General features: G+C 66.8%; 21 protein-coding genes. 10 read left to right on the plus strand and 11 right to left on the minus strand.

Annotated elements, in window-relative coordinates:
* Position 1: 1 nt before the first annotated feature.
* Together ACFTSA_RS06305 and ACFTSA_RS06310 are read right to left on the minus strand one after the other, a co-directional pair.
* Complete coding sequence (locus tag ACFTSA_RS06305) at positions 2–3,805, minus strand: TM0106 family RecB-like putative nuclease (protein ID WP_377950416.1); 3,804 nt, start codon at positions 3,803–3,805, stop codon at positions 2–4.
* Positions 3,806–3,964: 159 nt separating this feature from the next.
* Positions 3,965–4,267 (minus strand): DUF1540 domain-containing protein, encoded by a 303-nt coding sequence (locus ACFTSA_RS06310; RefSeq protein WP_331572433.1) that lies wholly within the window; start codon positions 4,265–4,267, stop codon positions 3,965–3,967.
* A 325-nt stretch (positions 4,268–4,592) separates the two neighbouring features.
* On the opposite strand from ACFTSA_RS06310, the gene fdhA reads away from it, so the two are divergent.
* Both fdhA and ACFTSA_RS06320 read left to right on the plus strand, forming a co-directional pair.
* Positions 4,593–5,804, plus strand: coding sequence for a formaldehyde dehydrogenase, glutathione-independent (gene fdhA, locus ACFTSA_RS06315; RefSeq protein WP_377950419.1), 1,212 nt, complete (start codon positions 4,593–4,595; stop codon positions 5,802–5,804).
* 123 nt (positions 5,805–5,927) lie between these two features.
* Complete coding sequence (locus ACFTSA_RS06320; protein ID WP_377950420.1) at positions 5,928–6,221, plus strand: hypothetical protein; 294 nt, start codon at positions 5,928–5,930, stop codon at positions 6,219–6,221.
* An 8-nt stretch (positions 6,222–6,229) separates the two neighbouring features.
* On the opposite strand, the gene ACFTSA_RS06325 is transcribed toward ACFTSA_RS06320, so the two are convergent.
* Positions 6,230–6,967 carry an HNH endonuclease family protein gene (locus ACFTSA_RS06325; RefSeq protein WP_377950421.1) on the minus strand — a complete coding sequence of 246 codons (738 nt, stop codon included), beginning with the start codon at positions 6,965–6,967 and terminating at the stop codon, positions 6,230–6,232.
* A 383-nt stretch (positions 6,968–7,350) separates the two neighbouring features.
* Here ACFTSA_RS06325 and ACFTSA_RS06330 point away from each other — a divergent pair, with 383 nt between their 5' ends.
* Both ACFTSA_RS06330 and ACFTSA_RS06335 read left to right on the plus strand, forming a co-directional pair.
* The gene (locus ACFTSA_RS06330; protein ID WP_377950423.1) at positions 7,351–7,896 is read left to right on the plus strand and encodes a YceI family protein; all 546 of its coding nucleotides are present in this window, start codon (positions 7,351–7,353) and stop codon (positions 7,894–7,896) included.
* Between the two features lie 265 nt (positions 7,897–8,161).
* Positions 8,162–8,359: a hypothetical protein gene (locus tag ACFTSA_RS06335; protein ID WP_377950424.1), complete on the plus strand. Its 198-nt coding sequence runs from the start codon at positions 8,162–8,164 to the stop codon at positions 8,357–8,359.
* Between the two features lie 129 nt (positions 8,360–8,488).
* Here ACFTSA_RS06335 and ACFTSA_RS06340 read toward each other — a convergent pair whose 3' ends face one another.
* The 4 genes from ACFTSA_RS06340 to ACFTSA_RS06355 all read right to left on the minus strand — a co-directional run bounded on the left by ACFTSA_RS06340 (position 8,489) and on the right by ACFTSA_RS06355 (position 13,038).
* Complete coding sequence (locus ACFTSA_RS06340) at positions 8,489–9,685, minus strand: TerC family protein (RefSeq protein WP_377950426.1); 1,197 nt, start codon at positions 9,683–9,685, stop codon at positions 8,489–8,491.
* A 96-nt stretch (positions 9,686–9,781) separates the two neighbouring features.
* Entirely contained in the window at positions 9,782–10,537 is a 756-nt protein-coding gene (locus ACFTSA_RS06345; protein WP_377950428.1) for an ArsR/SmtB family transcription factor, read from the minus strand.
* A gap of 273 nt (positions 10,538–10,810) precedes the next feature.
* Positions 10,811–12,598 carry a RecQ family ATP-dependent DNA helicase gene (locus ACFTSA_RS06350; RefSeq protein ID WP_377950429.1) on the minus strand — a complete coding sequence of 596 codons (1,788 nt, stop codon included), beginning with the start codon at positions 12,596–12,598 and terminating at the stop codon, positions 10,811–10,813.
* Between the two features lie 146 nt (positions 12,599–12,744).
* On the minus strand, positions 12,745–13,038 hold the full coding sequence (locus ACFTSA_RS06355; protein ID WP_377950431.1) for a YegP family protein: 294 nt from the start codon (positions 13,036–13,038) through the stop codon (positions 12,745–12,747).
* A gap of 184 nt (positions 13,039–13,222) precedes the next feature.
* On the opposite strand from ACFTSA_RS06355, the gene ACFTSA_RS06360 reads away from it, so the two are divergent.
* The 6 genes from ACFTSA_RS06360 (at position 13,223) to ACFTSA_RS06385 (ending at position 18,094) form a co-directional block, all read left to right on the plus strand.
* Positions 13,223–13,639 carry an ester cyclase gene (locus tag ACFTSA_RS06360; RefSeq protein WP_377950433.1) on the plus strand — a complete coding sequence of 139 codons (417 nt, stop codon included), beginning with the start codon at positions 13,223–13,225 and terminating at the stop codon, positions 13,637–13,639.
* A 334-nt stretch (positions 13,640–13,973) separates the two neighbouring features.
* A complete protein-coding gene (locus tag ACFTSA_RS06365; protein WP_377950434.1) occupies positions 13,974–15,053 on the plus strand; it encodes a TM2 domain-containing protein in 1,080 nt (359 codons plus the stop codon).
* A gap of 328 nt (positions 15,054–15,381) precedes the next feature.
* Positions 15,382–16,158 carry an SDR family oxidoreductase gene (locus ACFTSA_RS06370; protein WP_377950435.1) on the plus strand — a complete coding sequence of 259 codons (777 nt, stop codon included), beginning with the start codon at positions 15,382–15,384 and terminating at the stop codon, positions 16,156–16,158.
* Positions 16,159–16,252: 94 nt separating this feature from the next.
* Positions 16,253–17,341, plus strand: a complete 1,089-nt coding sequence (locus ACFTSA_RS06375; RefSeq protein WP_377950617.1) for an L-idonate 5-dehydrogenase — start codon at positions 16,253–16,255, stop codon at positions 17,339–17,341.
* On the plus strand, positions 17,341–17,556 hold the full coding sequence (locus ACFTSA_RS06380) for a hypothetical protein (protein ID WP_377950436.1): 216 nt from the start codon (positions 17,341–17,343) through the stop codon (positions 17,554–17,556). Before ACFTSA_RS06375 ends, ACFTSA_RS06380 begins: the two co-directional genes overlap by 1 nt.
* Complete coding sequence (locus tag ACFTSA_RS06385) at positions 17,540–18,094, plus strand: hypothetical protein (RefSeq protein ID WP_377950437.1); 555 nt, start codon at positions 17,540–17,542, stop codon at positions 18,092–18,094. The genes ACFTSA_RS06380 and ACFTSA_RS06385 overlap by 17 nt, the downstream gene beginning before the upstream one ends.
* On the opposite strand, the gene ACFTSA_RS06390 is transcribed toward ACFTSA_RS06385, so the two are convergent.
* Genes ACFTSA_RS06390 through ACFTSA_RS06405 form a run of 4 tightly spaced genes read right to left on the minus strand, consistent with a single transcriptional unit; the run spans position 18,091 to position 21,489 of the window.
* Entirely contained in the window at positions 18,091–18,741 is a 651-nt protein-coding gene (locus ACFTSA_RS06390) for a TetR/AcrR family transcriptional regulator (protein WP_377950438.1), read from the minus strand. The two genes, ACFTSA_RS06385 and ACFTSA_RS06390, sit on opposite strands and share 4 nt — an antisense overlap.
* 28 nt (positions 18,742–18,769) lie before the next feature.
* On the minus strand, positions 18,770–19,378 hold the full coding sequence (locus tag ACFTSA_RS06395; RefSeq protein WP_377950439.1) for a TetR/AcrR family transcriptional regulator: 609 nt from the start codon (positions 19,376–19,378) through the stop codon (positions 18,770–18,772).
* A gap of 6 nt (positions 19,379–19,384) precedes the next feature.
* Entirely contained in the window at positions 19,385–20,695 is a 1,311-nt protein-coding gene (locus tag ACFTSA_RS06400; protein WP_377950440.1) for a pyridoxal phosphate-dependent aminotransferase, read from the minus strand.
* A complete protein-coding gene (locus ACFTSA_RS06405) occupies positions 20,692–21,489 on the minus strand; it encodes an SDR family oxidoreductase (RefSeq protein ID WP_377950441.1) in 798 nt (265 codons plus the stop codon). The genes ACFTSA_RS06400 and ACFTSA_RS06405 overlap by 4 nt, the downstream gene beginning before the upstream one ends.
* Positions 21,490–21,527 lie beyond the last annotated feature (38 nt).

Raw genomic sequence — 21,527 nt, forward strand, 5'->3', positions numbered from 1 at the left:
CTCAGTCCCGGTTGAATTCCCCCGGGCTGAGTCCCAGGAACGCACCGAGTTCCTCCAGCGCGAAAGGCCGCGCCGGCATGTAGTTGGTGAGTTCGGGGGAGCGGACGATTACGGCCCGCCATTGGCCCCGCGATACCGCCACGTTGATCCTGTTGCGGTTGAGCAGGAACTCGGCCCCGCGCGGTGCCTCCGCAATGGCCGAGCACCCCATCGACACCAGCACAACGGGAGCTTGCTGGCCCTGGAATTTGTCTACTGTTCCCACCCGCACCTCGGAAAGCCCCTCCTGGTCCAGGGCGTGCTGGATTGTCTGCACCTGGGCGTTGTACGCAGCCACCACCAGGATGTCCTTGGCTTCCAGCCGCCGGATCGGCTCGTCCCTGCCCGGCGTCCATTTGAGCCCGATGTGCTCCCGCGCCAGTCCGACGATCGCCGCGGCTTCTTCGGCCGAACTCGTGGTGTTGCCGGCATGCGGCACCAGGACGGTGTCCACACCCGGAGTCACGCCGTCGAGGTGGCGCAGGGACGCCGCCGGCGCAGATTCCAGCCTGCCGTCATAGCTGAGCACCGACACCTTCCGGCACAGCTCGGGATGCATCCGCCAGGAGTCGGCAAGGAAGTAGCCGAGCTCGGCAGGCATCGTGGCGTGCCCAGCTGACAACCAGCCCAGTGCCGACTCATCGACCGGCTCCGGATGGGAGCCCTGCGTGACCTGGGGAAGCTGCTGCGGATCGCCGAGCAGGAGGAGCCGCTTTGCGGAGCGTGCCACGGCCAGGGTGTTGGCGAGCGAATACTGGCCGGCCTCGTCGATAACCAGCAGATCCAGGGAACCGGATGGCACGTATTTGCCCGTCATGGTCCAGGCGGTTCCGCCGACCAGGCAGCCGGCGTCCCCGTCCAGAAGCCTCGCGACGTCCTCATCGGCGACGCAGGTCCACGGCACGTCGTGTGGTTGAGAGAGTTTCTTCGCCACCACGGCGCGGTCCACCCCGGCTTTCTCGATCGCCGTGCAGAGCATGTTTTCGACGACGGCGTGGGACTGCGCGACCACGCCCACTTTCCACCCGGCCTCCACAAGCCGGGCAATAACCTGGGAGCCGACGTACGTCTTGCCTGTGCCCGGAGGGCCCTGAACCGCGAGGTAGGACGAGTCAAGGTGTTCCAGCGCCTGGGTAATGGCAGACACGTAGTCGGCGTCGCCGTTAGCGTCATTGCCGACGGCGGGCAGGCTCCGGATGCCGGCCAGCCGGGGTGCTGTCCGGCGCAGAATGTCCACCCCGGCATGCTTGGGAAGTTCCGGCAGGGAGGAACCAACGCGCTGCGCGAGTTCTGCAAGCGCGGCCTCAATGTTGTCGGTGGCAATGGGACGGTCGTCCGTCAGGGCCATGGGCAGCTGGAAGTAAGGTGGCACCTTCCCCGTGGACTTCTCCGTGATGGTGATGACGGTCCGGCCGGGCCGTTCAGGAAGGTCCTCGACCGCTTCCACGAGCGTTCCGAAGATGCCGTCGCGGGAGGGCGGCATGGTGGCCTCGTGGGGTGCCGCCGCGGCGGCCGCCAACGCGCGGGCTGAATCTGAGGGCTCGGGTGCTGCCGCGCGCCTCGGGGTGCGCCCGCCGTCGACCTCCCCGAGACCGTCGGGCAGAGGGTCCTCGAACATCCGGAACCACTTGGAACCCGGCTTGAATTCGGAGCCTTCGCTCATGATCCCGGTGAGCCGCAAAGTACGGGACTCCGTCCTGGCGCGGGAGGTGGGCGGGGCCCAGTCCGAGACCACCTCGGCCCCTTCCACGATGAACACGTTGCGCTGGTCCCGCCACCTGTCGACCTCGGATTCGAGGCGGTCGAAGTGCTCCCACCAGAACTGCTTGCGCTCCCGGCGGTGATAGCCGGTGGCCGCCGCGACCATTGCCACGGCCTGCTCATCCGCCGTCAGCTCGCGGTGTTCCGGAATGGCGTCCAGGAAAGACCGCAGGCCTGCCTCCTCCCGAGAAGGTTCCGGGTCCGCAACAGCGTCCAGCGGCGTTTGGGAACCGGCCGCCGTCCCTGCGCCGGCGGCCATGGTCACCGAACCGGCCGCCGTCACGCCCGCCCCACCAGGAGCACCGGGCGCGCCATTTCCGCGCAGCTGCAGCAGCCAGTCGCGGAGGCGCAGCGTGGAGAGGCAGTCGTACTGGTTGTAGTCGGAAATGGAGGCCAGGATGGCGGCGGCTTCCGCCTGCGTCTCGGGGCCGGCGTCACGTGCCTCGCAGTAGGCGGCGTAGGCCACCACCGACGTGCCGGCGTCCTTGACGTCCCCGGACCTCAGGTTGTCTCCCATGTACAGGGGCTCGAGCTTCTTGATGGAGTACGAGGCCTCCGAAATCCGCAGCGAATGCCGGACCGTGGCGTATAGGTCCACCAGGAGCCCGTCCCGCAGCCAGGAATCCACCACATCCTCGCCAGCGACATGGTTCAGCGAGAGGTTGCGCAGGGCCGTCTTCTCGTAGGGGGCGTAGTGGTAGACGTGCATGTCCGGATACTGTGCACGGCGTGCCTCCACGTAGGCGAGGAAGTCCAGGAACGCCTGCCGCTCGCCCGCACGCGAGTGGGCCCAGAACGGCCGGAAGACCGGTTCCTGGCCCGGCGGGTCAGTGGGCAACGGGGCCTCAATCACACCGAAAAGGTACTCCAGGCCCCATTGGCCTGCGGGATCCTGCCAGAGGGGGTCGCCCTCGAAGTCGAAGAAGATGTCGCCGTCGCTCGGGGCAGGAATGCCGGCCAGCGCGTTGTCTGGCAGCACCTTGTAGGTGACGGTGTGCGGCTGGCCCTCCTTCATGAAAGTGCGTGAGCCGTCGGCTGCTTCCAGCCCGGTCTGCATCCTGGCCTGGTCCCGCAGGCGCCGCCGCGACCCCGTGGCCAGGTGCAGAGGGAGCTCCGCTAGGGCGTCGATGGTGGTCACGCCATCCGCGACGAGCTTCTTCCGCTGGACGGAGGTCATGCCCGCCACCATGAGCAGGTCGCGGTGCCCGGCCACCTGCTCGGCGCAGTAGTCGCACCTGCCGCAGTAATTGACGCCCGGCTGCTGCCACGCAACAGGACTCTCCGCGCGACGGTGCGCAGCGGCGAGCTCACGGAAGCGCGCCCGGCGCTCGCGGTACACCGGCAGCAGATCCGCCAGCGAGTGCGTGCTGCGTTCGAGGTTGCCCAGCACCAGCAGGACCCGCGGGGCCGGTTCCAGCCCGAGCTTGATCAGCTGGTCGCCGTAGGCAGCAAGCTGCAGCAGGGCTCCTACCTTCGCGTGCCGCGCCAGCTTGGTGTCCCAGACCTCATACCGGTCCGCAGCGGAACCCCTGGACAATGAAGGTCCCGCGGCTGTAATGCCCACGGCCTGTTCGCTCGCCACGGCCGCCTCCTCCCGCACCAGGAAGTCTGCATAGCCGAGGAATTCGCCGTCGAAGAACGTGGCCTGGAAGACGACGTCCGCGCCGGCGCGGAGGGCGGCGGCGGTCTCGCGGGCCTTGTCCGCCAGGCTGGCACGGTCCGGCGTTCCGCGGTCGATGCAATAGACACCGGTGCCGCGCGAGGCGTCCCACGGGCCGTGGCGGTCGACGAGCGAGGCCAGCACCTTGTGCTCGTGGACGTCGCCGAGCTTGCCGGCCCGTGCCTGCATCTCGTCGGCGGCGAAGTCGGCTTTGGGGGACCGGCCAAGTTTCTCGTCCAGGACCCGGAGCGTCCGGTATTCGCACTCGCTGGCGGTCACGAGGTCGCTGGCTGAAAACACCAGATCAGCCGGTTCGCCCGGTGTGGTTGGGTCGAGCAGGAACATGGGGCCTCCCCATTGGCAGCCTCGCTCCGGGTCGGTTCCCGGTGCGCTGATTCGAATCTAGCAAGAGGCTACGACAATCAAGCCGCACCGGCCGGGAGCCGGGCCAATGGGGGACCCTATCCGCCTGCGCTGGTCAGTGGATGCGCAGTGGATCCCAGGTTAGTGGGTGGCCTGCCGTCCATTGTGGGAGTAGGTGAGGCAGTCGGCGTTGTCCGGGCCGGGGCCAACGTGGACTTCGGATGCCTTGCACATCAGGTGGTCGTTGTGGATGCATTCCGCCCGTTGGCACGCCCCGACGCCGGCGAGGACCTTCGGCAGGCCGCCGTGCACGCCGGTGTCGATGAATGTGGCACAGGAGGCGTGGTCTGTGGTGCCGCCGACCGTGATGGCCTCGGCGTTACATTCGGAGTGGTCGTTGAAGGAGCAGTTGGTGACGCTGCAATCGGCTACGTGCGTGCTCATGGATTCCTCCAAGGTTCCGGACGCCCCGGCTGGGCGACTCGCTGTTCCCAAAGTAGGCCGGACGGGCGCGATCAAAAAGACCCAATTGTGTTGCGTAATTGACGTAATTGTTATACCCAAACCGCTGAGGGTCTACTCTCAATTCTCCGCTCATACCCATGGACCCGTCGGGGGCACCGTTCTAGACTGGCAGGACCCTCCACCTTTAAGGCCCGACGGCGTCGTCCGGCCTTTCAGGGGAATGCCCTGGAGGGCGCATCACATCACTCATGAATTCACCGCCGACCCTTCACGGGGAAGGGTCCGTGACGCCAGGAGGAAAGAGATGGAAGGGAACAAAGCCGTTGCCTACAAGGGACCCGGCAAGGTGGAAGTCATCGATATCGACTACCCCACTTTTGAACTTAAGGACGGCCCGGGCGTAAACCCGGCCAACGTGGGGCGCCAGGTTCCCCACGGTGCGATTATCAAGACGGTGGCCACCAACATCTGTGGCTCTGACCAGCACATGGTCCGCGGCCGGACCACGGCGCCGCCGGACCTGGTGCTGGGCCACGAAATCACCGGTGAAGTGGTGGAGGTGGGGCCCGGCGTCGAATTCATCAAGGTCGGGGACATCTGCTCGGTGCCGTTCAATATTTCGTGCGGCCGGTGCCGGAACTGCAAGGAGCGCAAGACCGGTATCTGCCTCAACGTGAACCCCGACCGGCCGGGCAGCGCCTACGGCTACGTGGACATGGGCGGCTGGGTGGGCGGCCAGGCGAATTATGTCCTGGTGCCGTACGCCGACTGGAACCTGCTCAAGTTCCCGGACAAGGACAAGGCCATGGAGAAGATCCTGGACCTCGCCATGCTCTCGGACATCTTCCCCACGGGCTTCCACGGCGCCGTGACTGCGGGAGTGGGCGTCGGCTCCACCGTATACGTCGCGGGTGCCGGTCCTGTTGGACTGGCAGCGGCGACGAGCGCGCATCTGCTGGGCGCCGCCGTCGTAATTGTGGGCGACATGAACGCTGACCGGCTGGCGCAGGCCCGCAGCTTCGGCTGCGAGACGGTGGACCTCGCCAAGGGCGGGCCGGCGGAACAGATCGAACAGATCCTGGGCGTACCTGAGGTGGACTGCGCCGTGGATGCCGTGGGCTTTGAGGCGAAGGGCCACGGCCAAGGCGCAAAGGAGGCGCCGGCCACCGTGTTGAATTCGCTGATGGATATCACTGCGGCCGGTGGCGCGCTGGGCATTCCGGGGCTGTACGTAACGGGTGATCCGGGCGGCATCGACGAGGCCGCCAAGAAGGGGGCGCTGAGCCTGAGCCTCGGCACGGGCTGGGCGAAGTCGCTGAGCTTCACCACGGGCCAGTGTCCGGTGATGAAGTACAACCGGCAGCTGATGATGGCCATCCTCAACGACCGCGTGCACATCGCCAAGAACGTCAACGCGAAGCCGATTCCGCTCGAGGAAGCACCGAAGGGGTACGCCGAGTTCGACGCCGGCGCCGCCACGAAGTTCGTGCTGAACCCGAACGGATACCTCAGCTGACAAGGGAGGCTCGCGGGGCCGCATGCAGTTCCACAGTGGTGGGCAGCATGCGGCCCCCATTGCCGTCGTCGGGGAGTAGGGCCAGACTCATGGAACCACCACCACCCCAGCGCAGGAGGATCCATGAACAGCCAGCCGGACGAAACGCCGCTTGAAGTACCTGAGGTCGACGCGTTCGAACAGCGCCAGCCCGCAGGTCCCGAGGGGGACGAGGAACCGCGGCCGCTGCCCGAGGACGTTCCCGAGGCGGATGCCCTGGAGCAGCGGACCCCGCTGCGCTCCAACGGCGCGGCCGCCGCGCCGGACCTTTCCGCCGAGGAAGCGGCCGAGGCCGACGCCATCGAGCAGGCGGCCGGGACGCCCGGCAACGATGATGACGACTACCCGTTCGCGGGTGAGGTGCCGGAGGAAAGCTGAGCTTCCGGCTACTTGCCGCCAGCGACGGTTCCGCCGCACTGGGCCAGCACCGACGCCATCGCGGTACGTTCGGCCGGGGTTACCCACAGCTTGTACTTCGCCTTGACCGAAATCTGCCGCGCGACGTACGGGCAGCGGTAGGCGCGGCTGGCAGGCAGCCAGGTGGCGGCGTCGCCGTCGGACTTCTGCTGGTTGGCGGGGCCGGAAGCGGCGAGCAGGTTGAGGGGATCGTTGGCGAAGGCGGTCCGTTGCGCCTTGCTGAGGCGCTGGGCGCCCTTCTGCCACGCGTCGCTGAGGGCCACGACGTGGTCGACTTGGACCGCGCTGCTGGTTTTGCTGCCGCGGGTGAAGACGATGGTGGTGGCCGTGTACGGATCGGCGAGGGTGCCGGTCAGGACGATGCAGTTCTTAGTTCCGGGCTTGAACGTTGTGGATTTGAGGTCCCGGGCGAGGATGTCGTTGCGGGTGTCGCAGCCGTTGTGGTCCGTGTCGGACCAGGCCGGGCCGAATTCTTCCCGGTCGTAGCCGGTTTTCGGTGCGCGGCCCTTGACGGGCAGGGTGGCGAGGAGGTCGGCTGCCTTGACGGCGTACCCGGGCGCGTTGCCGCCTGATCCGCCGGGCACAGCGTCCGACGACGGCTGCCGGGTTGCGCTGATGACCCCGCCGCAGGCGGTGGTGGCCAGGATGACTGCGGCAAGGGCGCCGGCTGCAAACCAGTTCCTTTTGCGGGGTGGTGCTTGGTGCAAGGCGGTGTACTCCCGTGGCGCTGGCTGTCGATTCAACGACCGATCGTACTGGCTGGCGGGACGGAGCTGGCGGTGCCACGCGGATGCCGTCCTGAAACGCAGAGAGCCCCGCACTGCCTGACGGCTTTGCGGGGCTACTCCTAGCGGCAGGACCACCCCGGATGGGGGATACGCGGTGGGCCTGTCTCTAGGCTAGGCAAGCTTCCTGAAAATTGGCTAGGAATGTGCGGGTTTTCCGCCGGACGCCCTGGGGCGGATTTTGGGCGCCTGCTGAGCGCCTGCCAGGCCGACGGTGAAGCTTCTCGTCCTTGACTTCACGGGCGGGCTAAACCAGTGTTGAAACCGCACTGACCAGCAGGTTTTTCCTTCAAAGGAGATGCGTCATGACTCTTCCCGCAGGCCTGACCCCCGGTATTTGGACACTCGATATGTCCCACAGTGAGATCGGCTTCAGCGTACGGCACGCCGGGATCAGCAAGGTCCGGGGGCGGTTCCGGGAAGCAACCGCCGAGGCCCATGTGCGCGACTCCCTGGCCGACTCCTCGGTTCATGCCACCGTGCGCACCGACAGCTTCGATTCAGGTGACGCCAACCGCGACGCGCACGTGAAGGGGGAGGACTTCTTCGACGTCGCGCAATTCCCGGAGATGACCTTCAAAGGCACGCACATCGATGGCGACGGCGAGGACTACACGTTGACGGGCGACCTCACCATCAAGGGCGTCACCAAGCCTGTTGAGCTGGAGGTTGAGTTCACCGGCGTGGCGGTCGACCCCTTCGGCGCAACCCGCGCCGGGTTCTCGGCGGAAGCCGAGATCAGCCGCAAGGAGTTCGGCCTGACCTGGAACGCCGCCCTCGAAGCCGGCGGCCTTCTGGTCAGCGACAAGGTAAAGATCAACCTTGAGGCTGCGCTGGTCAAGCAGGAGTAAGCGCACGGCAGGACCTCATCTCTGCCACTCCTGGTGTGCCCCGGCGTGACGCCTGCGCTGCTGGATCATATGCCCTCACTCGAGGTGCCGGTGCTTCCGCGCGGGAAGCGGCAGGTCTCCGCGCCTGACATTGCGCCTCCCGAGGAAACCTTTTGGGGGCTAATACTCCGCGGTAGCCACGCCCGGATGACCGGCGTAAAGTCGGGAAAGACCGGTCCCCAAATCGGTCGCAGCCTGAACAGACGCACAACCATAGGAGTTCATCGTGAACTTGGGCAACATGATCAGGAACGCTGCAGGACGAATCTCCGGACGGACCACCCACGGAACCACCGGTGGATATTCGAGGGGATACACGCGGGGCACCAGGCCCTCCACCACGGGACGGACCTCTTCCATGGGTCGCGGCCGCACCGCGGAAGGAATCGGCGACAAGATCCGCCACTTCCTCCACAGGCACTAATCCATTAGGCACCCACAGCAACGCGGGGGCACTAATCCATTAGGCACCCACAGCAACGCGGGGTCACCCAGCGCCCCCAATTCGGACGGTTTATTGGGCGCCAAGTGATCCCGCGTTGCTGTTGTCTGGTTACTTTTCGCCGGCGCGCTCGAGTGCCTGGTCGTGTTCGGCGTGAGCCTGGCGGATGAGGTCCATGAATTCGGTCTCGTTCCGGATGAGCCGCTTGTACTTCTCCGGGAGCCTCTTCAGTTCCTGCTCCTCGTGGACCAGCTTGTCGAAGATCCGCTCGCGCTCGGCGATGTCTGTCTCGTAATTGAGGTCCACGTACGTGGTGGCGTGCCGCCTGGCGCCGGAGACCATGGTCTTGGCCTTGCCCTTGGGGCTGAGGAGGGAGCCGATGATGGTGACGGCGAGGACGCCGAGGATCACGCTGAGCGAGGTGCCGGTGCTGATTTCGATGACGTTGACGTGCTCGCCGTCGTTGATGAACGGCAGGTTGTTCTCGTGCAGGGCGTGCAGGATCAGCTTCACGCCGATGAAGCCGAGGATGGCGGCGAGGCCGTAGGAGAGGTAGATGAGCCGGTCGAGGAGTTCGTCGATCAGGAAGAACAGCTGCCGCAGGCCCATAAGCGAGAATGCCGTGGCCGTGAAGACGATGAACACGTTCTGCGTCAGGCCGAAGATGGCCGGGATGGAGTCCAGCGCGAAGAGAATGTCCGTGGCACCGATGGCGACCATCACCAGGAGCATCGGGGTGAGGACCTTCTTGCCGTCCACCACGGTGAAGAGCTTGTCGCCGTCGAAATGTTCGGAGGCCGGAAGGAACTTCTTGGCGAGCCGGACTACGAGGGTTTCGCTGTCGTCGTCGTGGTTGTCCGGCTTGAGCAGGTTTCCGGCAGTGATGAGCAGGATCAGTCCGAAGATGTAGAACACCCAGGCGAAGCTGTTAATCAGTGCGGCGCCGAGGAAGATGAAGCCGGTCCTGGCGAGCAGCGAGAAGACGATGCCGAACAGGAGCACCTTCTGCTGGTCCGCGCGCGGCACCTTGAAGCTGGACATGATGATCAGGAAGACGAAGAGGTTGTCCACGGACAGCGCCTTCTCGGTCACGTAGCCGGCGAAATACTCCGTGCCCATCTTGGAGCCGCCGAACAGCCAGACGCCGAGGCCGAACACGAGCGCCATGCCCACATAGATGGCGGACCACGTGGCGGATTCCTTCAGGGACGGAGTGTGGGCCTTCCGGACGTGAAAGAAGAAGTCGAAGACCAGGAGCGCAACGATCCCGGCAATCGTGAGGGTCCAGACGATAGGGGGAACTTCCATGCTGCCTCTTTCCTGAGCGTTTCGGGTGGGGCCTGCAAGACAACCCTACCCAGTCCGCTCTGGCCGCCCGCCACTGCGGGTGCCCCGGAAGGCTGCTCAGCCGTACATCAGCGAGCCCGGCGTGGTGAGCTTTTCCCCGGTCTCGAGCCACGTCTTCAGGCCGGAGAGGATCATCGGCCAGCCGCCGTAGAGCTGCTCGTTGGCGCCATCGCGGAGCTGGTCGTGGGTGACGGTGAGGTGGCAGGAGTCGTCGCCGACCGGCTCGATTTCCCAGGTGACCCGGGAGGTACCCTCGGCCTTGACGTCCTCGCCCCACAGCGCGCGCATGGTTTGCACCAGCCGGCGCGGGGGATCGACCTCCAGGTTCTCGCCCTCGCCCAGCAGTGCCCCGGCCTTGGGGTTGCCCATCTCGAAGCGCGAACCCGGCGTCCAGTCGGACTTCAGCGTGTTCCCGAACTGGTACTTGCTGCGGATGTCGCTGTCCGTGATGGCTTCCCAGAGGCGTTCCGGAGTGGTCTTGATGTAGATTTCGAAGATCTTTTCCATGGGACTTTCCAATCGGGTCTTGAGGTCGCTAAGCGCAGCGGCCCATGGTTCTGCATATTTACTCACCCACCGGTCGTGGACGAGCCTGATGGGCACCGGATTGAGGAAGTGCAGTTTCTCGCGGCCGCGGCGCCGGGTCACCACGAGGCCCGCCTCTTCCAGGATCCTCAGGTGCTTCATGACGCCGAAACGGGTCATCTCGAACCGCGCCTCCAGCGCGCTGAGGGTCTGGCCGTCTTCTAGGAAGAGCGCGTCCAGCAAATCTCTGCGGATGGGGTCGGCGAGGGCCTTGAATACGGCGTCCACACGGTCAGGATAGGTGACCATTTGGTCACATGTCAATGGTCCGCGGTCTCTCTAAATGCACCGAAGCGGAGGCGTGATCTGGGAGGAACCCTGGGCTCGTGATTGCCACCGCGGACCGCCACCGGGCGGTCCGGGCACTGGCTACCTCAGTCAATGCAGCTTGCCTTTCAACGCTCGCGGGAAATGCGCCGGCCGGGCCAGGGTGCCGTAGCAACAAATGCCGGGGCATGAATCCCCGCAACGCGTGACGCGCGAGGTGGAGGTACGACGGCGTCACGTCGCCAGCGTCAGCAGCTTCCCGTCCGTCACGGCCTGGCGGGAGAGGGTCTTGTAGCCTTCCCGCTCGAACAGCACGGTGATCACGTCGTCCTCGTGCCGCATGACGATGCCCGGACCCCATTCCTTGTGCACCACGGCGGCCTGGAGCGGGAAAGGTTCCCCGCCCGCCGCGGCCGCGGCGCCGTCGTCGTAATCCTCTTCGTACGCGGAGCCGTCGTCGCAGTTGTCGCAGTTGCCGCACGGCTCGGGCAGGGCCTCGCCGAAGTAGCCCAGTAGGAACTGGCGCCGGCAGGCGTCCGTCTCCGCGTAGCCGCGCGCCATCTCGATCCGAGAGCGGTCCACGCGCTGGCGTGCTTCGGCGAGTTCGACGGCGTGCTCCACCACCTTGGGCAGTTTGGCGCCGGGTTCCAGCCGGACGCCGCGCTTGAGCGCCTTCACGGACCGGGTCTCGAGCAGTTCGTTCAGCAGCCCGGTGAGCCGGCGGCCGGGGATGCCGGTCTGCTCGGCCAGCGCCTTCTGGGTGACCGGTTTGTCGGCCGCGCGCAGGGCGCTGAGGACGGCGAGCAGCGCGTCCTCGTCCGGCTTGTGGGTGCCGAAGAACTTGCGGAGTCCGAGGTCCTCGGGCCGGTAGTGCAGGACGGCGGAGGCGGGCTGGCCGTCGCGGCCGGAGCGTCCGATCTCCTGGTAGTAGGCGTCGAGGGACTCGGGGATGTCGGCGTGGATCACGAAGCGGACGTTGGGCTTGTCGATGCCCATCCCGAATGCGGTGGTGGCCACCACGACGTCGAGTTCGCCGTCGAGGAACTGCTCGTGGACCTGGTCCCGCTCGCTCTGCTTCCGGCCTGCATGGTAGGCGGCGGCGCGCAGCCCGTGTTCCGCGAGCTCGGCGGCGTACGCTTCCGTGTCCTTGCGGGTGGCGGCGTAGAGCAGGCCCGGCCCCTCGAGCTCGGCCACCTGCCGGACAACTGCACGCTCCTTGTCCCGCTCCTCGAGGTGGCGGACGACGTCGAGCCGGATGTTGGGCCGGTCGAAGCCGTGGACCAGCACCAGCGGGTCCTTCATCCGCAGACGCTGCTGGATCTCGTCGCGCACCGGTGGAGAGGCGGTGGCAGTCAGGGCGGCGACCGGCGGGTTCCCGAGCTGCCCGCGCGCCTCGCCCAGCCGGAGGTAGTCGGGGCGGAAGTCGTGCCCCCAGGAGGAGACGCAGTGGGCCTCGTCCACCACGAACAGCGCCACGTCCATGGCCGCGAGCCGCTCGATCGCGTCAGTCTTGGCCAGCTGCTCGGGCGCGAGGAAGAGGAAGGCCGCGTCGCCACGCTCGGCCGCCTCCCACGCGTCCTCCACCTCGGAATCCTTCCGGCCCGAGTTGATGGCGACGGCGGAATCCCCGCCCAGGTCCTCAAGCAGGCCGTCCAGCTGGTCCTCCTGCAGCGCAATCAACGGGGAAACGACGACGGCGGGGCCGCGCCTTGCGCTGTCGGCGGCGGATTCGTCGGGGTGCTTTGGGCGGTCGTGGCCGCCGTGGATGAAGCCGCTGTGGATGAACAGGGCGGCCACCTGGTAGATAGCCGATTTCCCGTAGCCGGTGGGCATCACCGCAAGCACGTCCCGGCCGGACGCGAGGGCGGTCATGCCGGCGAGTTGGCCGTCGCGGAGATGGGGCAGGCCGAGCCTGTCGGCGGCGACGCGGCGCAGAGCGGCTTCGGCGCCGGTATCGGTACTTTCGGCGTCGCTATTCCCGGTTGCGGGGCTTTCGGTACTGGGGGCGAGGGCTTCGGTCATGGTGGCGGCTCCCTGGGGGCGTTCCAAGGCCGGGTGTCTTCAGCCGTGGAACCAACCCTAGTGCCCTGCCCGGCCCTGGTGCGAGGCCCGCCCGCCGTCACGTCCCCATTGCCAACGTCCCGCCGGTCAGCCGGCATCCCGGACTGTCAGCGGGAGTGGACCCCTTTGGCTGTGTTGGTCTGGAAGCGGGTGTGGGAGTGGATCCGCGTCGTCGCATGGGCAACCCTGGACTTGGGGATGATGATCTCCCCGTGGCCGCCCCGGCTCATGTCGCGGATGAGGCCGGTCCCGGCCACCTCCCTGGTCCAGGAAATTCCGGCGACGGCAGCCGCCTTGGTGGGGTACTTCACCGAGACCGCCACCAGGCTTCCCGCCCCGTCCAGGAGCCTGACGCGGAAGCCGCCGTCCGGGGCATCGCTGATTTCGAAGTATCCGGCCATGACAAACCCCTTCGTTCGTGGTTCTTCTTTGGCGTGTCCCCTAAGCCTATTTTGGACCTTTCCGGCCCTGAAGGACCGTCCGGGTGGCTGCCGAATTGGGGGAAGCAACTGACCATTGAAGGTGGAAATCGGCAGGAGGACAATGCAACTGCCATATACAGCCACAACCGCAAAGGAGACGGAGATGGCTGGCGGAAACGGACTGATCAAGCGTTTTTACGACGAGGTGCTGACGGGCGGAAACCTGGCGATCATCGACGAGATGGTGGCGGACGACGTCGTCGACCATGAGGAGGGATTCCCCGGCCAGCCCCCGGGCAAGGAGGGAGTGAAGTTCTATGTCAACGCGGTCCGGACCGCGTTTCCGGACCTCGCGGTGAAAACCAGCGAGCCGGCCCTCGCCGACGAGGACCTCGAGGCCGCCTACGTGACCCTGACAGGAACACACCAGGGCGACTTTGCGGGAGTCCCGGCCACGGGCAAGTCGGTGGAATTCTCGGGCATCGACATCATCCGGGTGCAGGACGGGAAAGTTGCGGAGCACTGGGGATCGACGGACACGCTGAGCCTCATGCAGCAGATCGGAGCGGTGCCAAAGTAGGCCGGCCGAGCTGACCGCACAGGAAACAAAAGTACGACGACGGCGGGCGGCGTCCGTCGTCGTCGTACGTCTCTGCGGCGCGTCGTCCGGGGACGCGCCGTGGCGTCCCCGGATGCCATCCGGAAGCCCTGTATCATCCCTAGAGGGGGCGGTGACGCCAGAGCGTCAAACTGGGGGACAGCAGCATATGTGCAAGCCATAAAGCCTTAAGTAAACGGGCTTTCTGAAGCCATGTGCCACCCCTCTTTTCGTACCACCCCTTCCGCACTGCCCACCTCTTTCTTCCTCCGCCACCTCGGCGACCCCTGCCGTCGCCTGCCCTGAAAGGACCGCAATGAGCCACCCCGGCCCAACCCCGCCGCCGCCCTCCGACTACACCACTTACGGCGCGCCGCAGTATGCGAACGGGCAGTTGTTGGACGGGCAGAACGCTGGGCAGGCGTATCCGGGGCAGTACGGGGCCGTTCCGGGACAGTATGGGGCGGAACCGCAGAAGTCCTTCGTGGTCACCTGGCTGTTCTCGCTGCTGCTGGGCGGCCTGGGCGTGGACCGCTTCTACCTCGGCAAGGCCGGCACGGGCGTCGCCAAGCTGCTGACGCTGGGCGGCCTGGGCTGGTGGTCGCTCGTGGACCTGATCCTCACGCTGGCCGGGAAGCGGACGGACAAGAACGGCCGGCCGCTGGCAGGCTATGCGCAGCACAAGAAGGTGGCCGTCCTGGTCACGGTGGCCTATTTGGTGGTCAGCCTGGTGATCGGCGTGTTCGTTGGAATTGCCACTGCAGCCCTTGTCCGGCAGGCCGCCACGCCGCCGATCATCTCTGCGGCACCTGTCACTCAGGAGAGCGCCGCCGGTTCCTCAGCGGCGCCGGAAAGCACCGAGAAAGCAGCCGCCGGGGAGGACCGGCCGCACCTCGAAGCCAAGACGCTCACCGGCACGGGCGACGCCGTCAAGACTGTCGACCTTAAGGGCCTGCCGGCGGTTGTGACCTTCACGTGCAAGGCCTGCACCGGCAATACCGCCCTGGAGACCAACGGCGCCGAGATCCTGCTGGTCAACACCACCGGCGCCTACGCCGGTTCGCACCTGGTCGACACCAGTGCCGGCACGCCCACCACCGAATTCAACATCAGCGCCGACTCCGCGTGGACCCTCAAGATCGAGGACATCGACAGCATTCCGTCCTCCACGGACAAGGTCAGCGGCCACGGCGACAGGGTCCTGTACTGGGATGTGGCCACCGACAAGGCGGCCATCACCAACAAGGGTGAGAGCACCTTCGTGGTGCAGGGCTTCGGCAGCGAGGTTCCCGAGCTCGCCGTCAACAAGATCGGCAACTACAGCGGCATGGTGACGCTCACCCCCGGCTTCGTCCAGGTGAACTCCGACGGCGACTGGACCATCGCACCGAAGTAGCGTTCGCTCCTACGAACTGAAGGCCCCGCGGGACCGGCACAATGTCCGGTCCGCGGGGTCTTTTGCATCCCGCCCATCCCAAGTGACTCGCAGTTGTTGCAGTTATGGGCCCTCAAAACGACAACAACTGCGAGCCAGTCAGTTGGGGTCCTCCCGGCCGATTGCTCATCCACACGAGGCCACGCTGCCGGCAGTAGATAAGAATCTCAGCTCAAATGAGAAGTTATTCTTGTTTTAAGCCTGGTAGGCGCCTACGCTGGGAGGGAACCAATTGGCGCCGCTGCAGAGACGTGCGGCGCCTCAGCAGGCAGGGATGAAGGAAGCGCAGATGAACACCCCCACACCCTTTGATCTAACGGGCCGTCGTGCCCTTGTCACCGGCTCCTCCCGGGGCATCGGACTGGCCCTGGCGGACGGGCTGGCCGCCGCCGGCGCAAGCGTGGTGCTGCACGGTTTCGACGCGCACCGTTTGGAGCTGACCCGCAAGGTGTTCGCCGAACGGTTCGGGGAGGACCGGGTGGACGCCGTGGCTTTCGATGTGACGGACGCGGACTCGGTGGCTCAGGGTATCGCGCACATTGAGGAGAATCTGGGCGAGCTGGACATCCTGGTCAACAACGCCGGGATCCAGCACCGCGTCCCGCTGCTGGAGCTCGCCGTCGAAGACTGGAACCGCGTGATCTCCACCGACCTGACGAGCGCCTTCCTTGTGGGCCGGGAAGCCGCGCGGAGGATGCTGCCGCGTGCCCGCGGCAAGATCGTCAACATCGGCTCCGTGCAGTCTGACCTCGCCCGTCCCACCATCGGCGCATACACCGCGGCCAAGGGCGGCCTGCGCAATCTGACCCGCGCCATGACGGCCGAATGGGCTGCCGGCGGCCTCCAGATCAACGCCGTGGCACCGGGCTACATCCATACCGAGATGACCCAGGCCCTGGTGGACGACCCCGAGTTCAACTCCTGGATCTGCAAGCGCACACCCGCCGCCCGGTGGGGAACCGTGCAGGACCTGATGGGGCCCGTGCAGTGGCTCGCCTCGGATGCTTCCGCGTATGTCAACGGCCAGACCATCTTCATCGATGGCGGAATGACGGCGGTGGTCTGACGTGACTGAACTCAGCACTACGGTGCCCGGCGCAGCCCAGAAAGCCGGCGCAGCCCAGAAAGCCGGCGCAACCCAGGAAGGGCGCAGCGCAGCACTGGAGCAAAACAGTGCAGCACTGGTCGTCCACGGGGTGGAGGACCTGCGCCTGGATCCAATCAAGCCCACGGGGCCGCGAAGCGACGAGGCCGTGGTCCAGATCGCCTACGGCGGCATTTGCGGTTCCGACCTTCACTACTGGCTCCACGGCGCCGCCGGCGAATCCATCCTTCGCGAGCCGCTCGTCCTCGGACATGAGGTCGTGGGCACGGTAACGCAGGCGGCGGCGGACGGCTCGGGCCCGGCCGCGGGTACGCAGGTGGCTGTCCACCCGGCGACACCCGGTGGCAACGGTGCCCGCTACCCGCAGGACCGCCCCAACCTGTCGCCCGGATGCACCTATCTCGGCAGCGCCGCCCGGTATCCGCACACGCAGGGCGCCTTCAGCCAGTACGCCGCTCTGCCCGCCAGGATGCTCCGGCCCCTGCCCGCAGGGCTCATGCTGCGTGCGGCCGCCCTGGCCGAGCCGGCCAGCGTCGCCTGGCACGCCGTGGCCCGAGCCGGGGACGTCCGCGGCAAACGCGCGCTGGTGGTCGGCAGCGGCCCGATCGGATGCCTGGCCGTCGCCGTACTCAATCGTGCGGGCGCGTCGGAGATTATCGCCGTCGACGTCCATGAGGAACCCCTGCAGCGCGCACGCCTGGTGGGTGCCACCGGCACCATTCTGGCGTCCGACGCCGATGCTATCGCCGCCGTGGAGGCCGACGTCACCGTGGAGTCTTCCGGGAACCACCGCGGGTTGGATTCGGCCATCCGCGGAACGATGCGCGGCGGCAAGGTGGTGATGGTGGGACTGCTTCCCAGTGGAGCGCAGCCGGTGGCCATCTCGCTTGCCATTACCCGCGAACTGGACCTCCTCGGCTCCTTCCGCTTCAACGCCGAAATGGATGAGGTCCTCGCGGCGCTCGCCGACGGAAGCCTGTTCGTGGAGCCGGTAATCACCCACGAGTACCCGTTCAGCGAGGCACTCGAGGCCTTCAACACCGCCAAGGACGCGCGCCGCTCCGGCAAGGTCCTGATCTCCTTCACCCCCGACACCGCCACCTCTGACCCGTCCACACCCGACACAGCCGCAGGGGCAATCTGATGCTGCGCGCCATAGGCCACGTAATCAGCACGCGCGTCCGTACCGTCACCGCCACGACTGGAACCCACTGCCCGGTCAGCGGCGAGTGGGCGCCCGTCGGTGCGCACGGCACTGTCTGCCGTTTCCTCGAGGGAAGCATGATGCCGGCTTTCCGGAACCGGGCAGCGGAATGGGAACTGATTGAGGGCCTGCAGCGCCGTGACGTACATTCCTGACGCCCGGCCGCGGCGTCGCGTCGCTCAGCCGCGCATCAACGCCTCACAGGCCCGGGCTGACTCAGCCCGGGCCGCATCATCTGGTGAAGACCAGGACCTGGAGCGCAGGCTGGGCCAGGAAAAGGCCGCCCGGGCTCATCGGCAAAGTCTGTTCCGCGCGCTGCTGAGCCGGCGGAACGAGGCCGTTGCGGCAGCCATGGCCGGCGGAGTGCCCGCGGCCGCCGTTGCCGCCGCAACCGGGCTGAAGATCACCGAGGTAAAGAAGACGAGCAGGGCCTTCTCCGAGTCCTACATTCCCGGCCTCTCACGCGAGCAGCACGTTTCCGGTCTTGTAGCGCTGGCGGAGCAGCTGCAGAGGGTAATCGAGGAGAAGGAAAGTGCTGAGCGGCAGCTGCGTGCCGATGTCGTACAGGTCCTTCGCAGCGGGGAGATGGACATCTTCCGGATCGCCGCACTGACGGCCGTCACCGCCGACCGGCTGCGTGAACTTACGCGCGGAACGGGCCTGCGGGCAGAGGCATTCCGGCTGGGATCCTAACTGGCGGCCTGGGCCGCATCCGCAGCAGGCGCGGCCTCCGCACCAGCACTACCCCCAGAGCCTTTCCCGCGCGACCGGTCCTCGTTCCAGCCGGCCATGGCGCCCTTGAGCGCGGCGATGAGCCGGACGGTGGCCTGGTCCTTGGTCAGCCCCACGGTCTGGATCAGGTCGAGGATTTCGCGGGGGTCGAAGAGGATGTTCCACAGGAACATGGCCTCGTCGCCGAGCGGTTGGAGGCCGAGCTCGTCGCAGGCCTCCCGCAGTGGCCGCTCCAGCGCCTCGGCCTGGACGGTCAGGTAGTAGGCGCCCTTGCGCAGGCGGGCCAGGTACCCCTCGCCGGAACGGGTGTAGAGCATCGCGCCGCCGTGACGGGTGACGAGGTCCACCCACTTGCGGCTCACAGCTTCGAGAAGTTCGAGCCCGGTTGATTCCTGCTTCAGGCTGAAGTCCCGGAGCTTTTCGCCAACGCCAAAGCGGTACTCGGCCAAAACATCCTCAACCGAGGCAAAGTGCCGGTAGGCGGTCGCCGTGGAGATTTCGGCGTGCTTGGCGATGTCCGACATGTTGATCGGACCGCGGCGGGCTGCGAACAGCTGGCCGGCGGCCTTGACGAGCTGTCGGCGGTTGCGCTGTGTGTCACTACGCATGGATCGGCACCCTTTCCTTACTACCCACCTAGCTTAGGTCCTGGGCCGGCATCCATCCGCGCAGTGCGGCGGTGAAGGTGCGTACCAGGCGGCCGGAGGCCTGTTCGGGGGTGAGGCCCATACTCTGGATGAGGTCGAAGATTTCGCGGGGGTCGAAGAAGGCGTTCCACAGGAACAGGGCAGTCTCGTCCTGCTGAGGGGTTCCCAGCTCCCGGGTGACCTCGTCGAGCGGACGCCGCAGCGCCTCTGTCTGCACCGTCAGGTAGTAGGCACCCTGGCGCACGCGCGCCAGATAGCCCTCGGCCGAGCGCGTGTGGATCATCGAGCCGCCGTGCCGGACCACCAACTCGACCCATTTCCGGCAGACCGACTCCAGCAGCTCCAGGCCGTGCGTTTCCTGCGCCAGGCTGAACTCCAGCAGCTCGCGGCCCACCTCAAAACGGTAGGCCGCGAGGACCTCGTCAACCGAGGCGAAATGCCGGTAGGCGGTGGCGGTCGAGATGCCCGCGCTCGCGGCAACGTCGGCCATCGACGCCGAAGTGCCGTCCCCGAACAGCGTCCCCGCGGCGCTGATCAGGAGGGCCCTGCTGCGCTGGGTGTCCGTGCGCAGGCCGGATGCCGGGTCTGTCAGCTGCACGGCGGTCTACCGGAGGGCTGCCAGGCCGGCAGCCAGGCGTTCGACGCCGGCGGTGATGGCTTCGGCGCTGGCGGCGTAGGAGAGGCGGAGGTGGAATTCGCCGTTGCGGCCGAATTCGCTGCCGGGGCGGACGGCGACGCCGAAGTCGCGCAGGTGCGCCACCATCTGTGCCGCCGGAAGGTCGACGTCGTACCTGGGGAACAGGTAAAAGGCGCCTTCCGGGGAACTGACGGTGAGCCCGGGGATGCTGCTCAGGCCGCTGGCCATGAGTTCCCGGCGCTGGGCGTAGGAGGCGTGCATGCGTGCGATGTCCGGCCCGCACGTCTTCAGCGCGGTGAGCGCGGCCAGCTGGACGGCGGTGTTCATGGAGCCGTTGAAGGTGTTGTGGACCCGCGCCGCGGAGGCGATGACTGACGGCGGGCCCCACAGGTAGCCGACGCGCCAGCCGGTCATGGCGTAGCTCTTGGAGAAGGTCTGGCAGTAGATGGTCCGGCCGCGGAGGCCTTCGATTTCCAGGGCGGAAACGAAGGGCTCGGGGGTGTAGACGAGGTCGCTGTAGGCCTCATCGGACAGCACCAGGGTGTCGGTTCCGGCCACCATGTCCGCCAGGGCCTCGAGCTCACGGCGGGTGTGGACGATGCCCGTGGGGTTGGAAGGGTTGCAGAAGACGAACAGCTTGGCGTCTTCCATCGCCGTGGCCAGTGCCTCGAGGTCCCAGTGCAGGTCCTCCGCCAGCGGTACGGGAACGACGGTGCCTCCGGCCATGCTCACAAGGTCCGCGTACAGCGAGTAGGTGGGGTCCGGGATGACCACCTTGTCTCCCGGGTTGACGATTCCGAGGATCGCGGCGGAGAGGCCGGCGGTGCCGCCCTGGGTGACCAGCACGTCGCCCGGGCTGGCCACTTCGCCGAGGAGCCGGCCGATACGGGCAGCCAGCTCCTCGCGAAGAACCAGCTCGCCAAGCAACGGCGAGTAGTGGGTGTGGCCCTCCTCCAGGGCCTTGGCCGCCGCGGCGCGGACCTGGGCGGGCGTATCGAAGTCGGGCTCGCCCATGGCCAGGGACACGAGGTCGCCCTTGGACTGGGGCTGCTGAACCCGGAGGGAGGTGCGCTGCACGCGCAGCACGGCCTCCGAGGGCTGAAAGCCGTTGACGACGGTGGTGGCTGGTTCAAGGGTCATGGTGGTCCTGCTTCGGATCGGGGGATGGCTGGTGGGGGCGAGGCCGACGGCGGACCTTGCGGCGGTCGGTACGGATCCGACGGCGGTGGGTGCGGCAGTGCCGACGGCGGAGGTCGCGTACGTGCGGCGGCGTTTCATGGCTGGGGCACTTCCTCTGCGGGGGCGCCGGCCCAGCGGCTGATTTCGATGTCCCCGGAGGTGTCGCGCTGGACAGTCGGGGCGATTACGAGCTCCTGGACCACTGTCCGCTGCGGCAGCGTGGCTACCAGGTGGATGGCCCGGGCGACGTCGTCGGGCTGGACCATGGCCTCGCGTTCCTCCTGCCGGGGCGGGCGTGCCCTGTTGTCCAGGATGGGTGTTGCGGTTTCGCCGGGCAGGATGGTGACGGCGCGCAGGCCCTCGTTGCGGAACGTGTTGTGAAGGTAGGTCATGAAGTTCCGGACCGCAGCCTTCGCCGCACCGTAGGCGGCGCCGCCGAGCAGGTTCGGATTGACGGCGGCCAGTGAGGAGACTGTGATGATGGTGCCGGTCTTGCGGGCCAGCATGCCCGGCAGCACGGCCTGGGTGAGGAGGTAGACGGCGTTCAGGTTCACATCCAGGACGTCGTTCCATTCCTCCTGGCTGATCCAGCGGACATTGAGCACCTTGCTGGCGCTGCCGGCATTGTTCACCAGGATGTCCACCGGTCCCAGGGTCTCGCCGACCCACTCGACCAGGGCGTCGACGTCGTTCTTTGAACAGATGTCCGCGGCCCGGGTGAACGCCTTGCCACCTTCGGCGGTAATGGCTGAGGCCACTTCATCCAGCACCTCGCCGCGGCGGCCCACCAGCACCACGCTGGCGCCTTCGGCGGCGAGTTGGGCAGCGGTGGAACGCCCCATGCCGGTGCCCGCACCGGTGATGATGGCAACCTTGCCTTCAAGAAGTCCCAATGTACCGCTCCTAATCGCAGTGAGATTTGCATTTCATA

This window comes from Arthrobacter sp. NPDC057013, from assembly GCF_042674585.1.
Taxonomy (GTDB): domain Bacteria; phylum Actinomycetota; class Actinomycetes; order Actinomycetales; family Micrococcaceae; genus Arthrobacter.

Bases quoted from the DNA above. Each gene is read 5' to 3' on its own strand.
- ACFTSA_RS06370 (WP_377950435.1), top strand. From the start codon at position 15,382: ATGAACACCCCCACACCCTTTGATCTAACGGGCCGTCGTGCCCTTGTC.
- ACFTSA_RS06305 (WP_377950416.1), bottom strand. From the start codon at position 3,805: ATGTTCCTGCTCGACCCAACCACACCGGGCGAACCGGCTGATCTGGTG.
- ACFTSA_RS06340 (WP_377950426.1), bottom strand. From the start codon at position 9,685: ATGGAAGTTCCCCCTATCGTCTGGACCCTCACGATTGCCGGGATCGTT.
- ACFTSA_RS06400 (WP_377950440.1), bottom strand. From the start codon at position 20,695: ATGAAACGCCGCCGCACGTACGCGACCTCCGCCGTCGGCACTGCCGCA.
- ACFTSA_RS06380 (WP_377950436.1), top strand. From the start codon at position 17,341: ATGCTGCGCGCCATAGGCCACGTAATCAGCACGCGCGTCCGTACCGTC.
- ACFTSA_RS06320 (WP_377950420.1), top strand. From the start codon at position 5,928: ATGAACAGCCAGCCGGACGAAACGCCGCTTGAAGTACCTGAGGTCGAC.
- ACFTSA_RS06350 (WP_377950429.1), bottom strand. From the start codon at position 12,598: ATGACCGAAGCCCTCGCCCCCAGTACCGAAAGCCCCGCAACCGGGAAT.
- ACFTSA_RS06330 (WP_377950423.1), top strand. From the start codon at position 7,351: ATGACTCTTCCCGCAGGCCTGACCCCCGGTATTTGGACACTCGATATG.
- fdhA (WP_377950419.1), top strand. From the start codon at position 4,593: ATGGAAGGGAACAAAGCCGTTGCCTACAAGGGACCCGGCAAGGTGGAA.
- ACFTSA_RS06390 (WP_377950438.1), bottom strand. From the start codon at position 18,741: ATGCGTAGTGACACACAGCGCAACCGCCGACAGCTCGTCAAGGCCGCC.
- ACFTSA_RS06365 (WP_377950434.1), top strand. From the start codon at position 13,974: ATGAGCCACCCCGGCCCAACCCCGCCGCCGCCCTCCGACTACACCACT.
- ACFTSA_RS06360 (WP_377950433.1), top strand. From the start codon at position 13,223: ATGGCTGGCGGAAACGGACTGATCAAGCGTTTTTACGACGAGGTGCTG.
- ACFTSA_RS06355 (WP_377950431.1), bottom strand. From the start codon at position 13,038: ATGGCCGGATACTTCGAAATCAGCGATGCCCCGGACGGCGGCTTCCGC.
- ACFTSA_RS06310 (WP_331572433.1), bottom strand. From the start codon at position 4,267: ATGAGCACGCACGTAGCCGATTGCAGCGTCACCAACTGCTCCTTCAAC.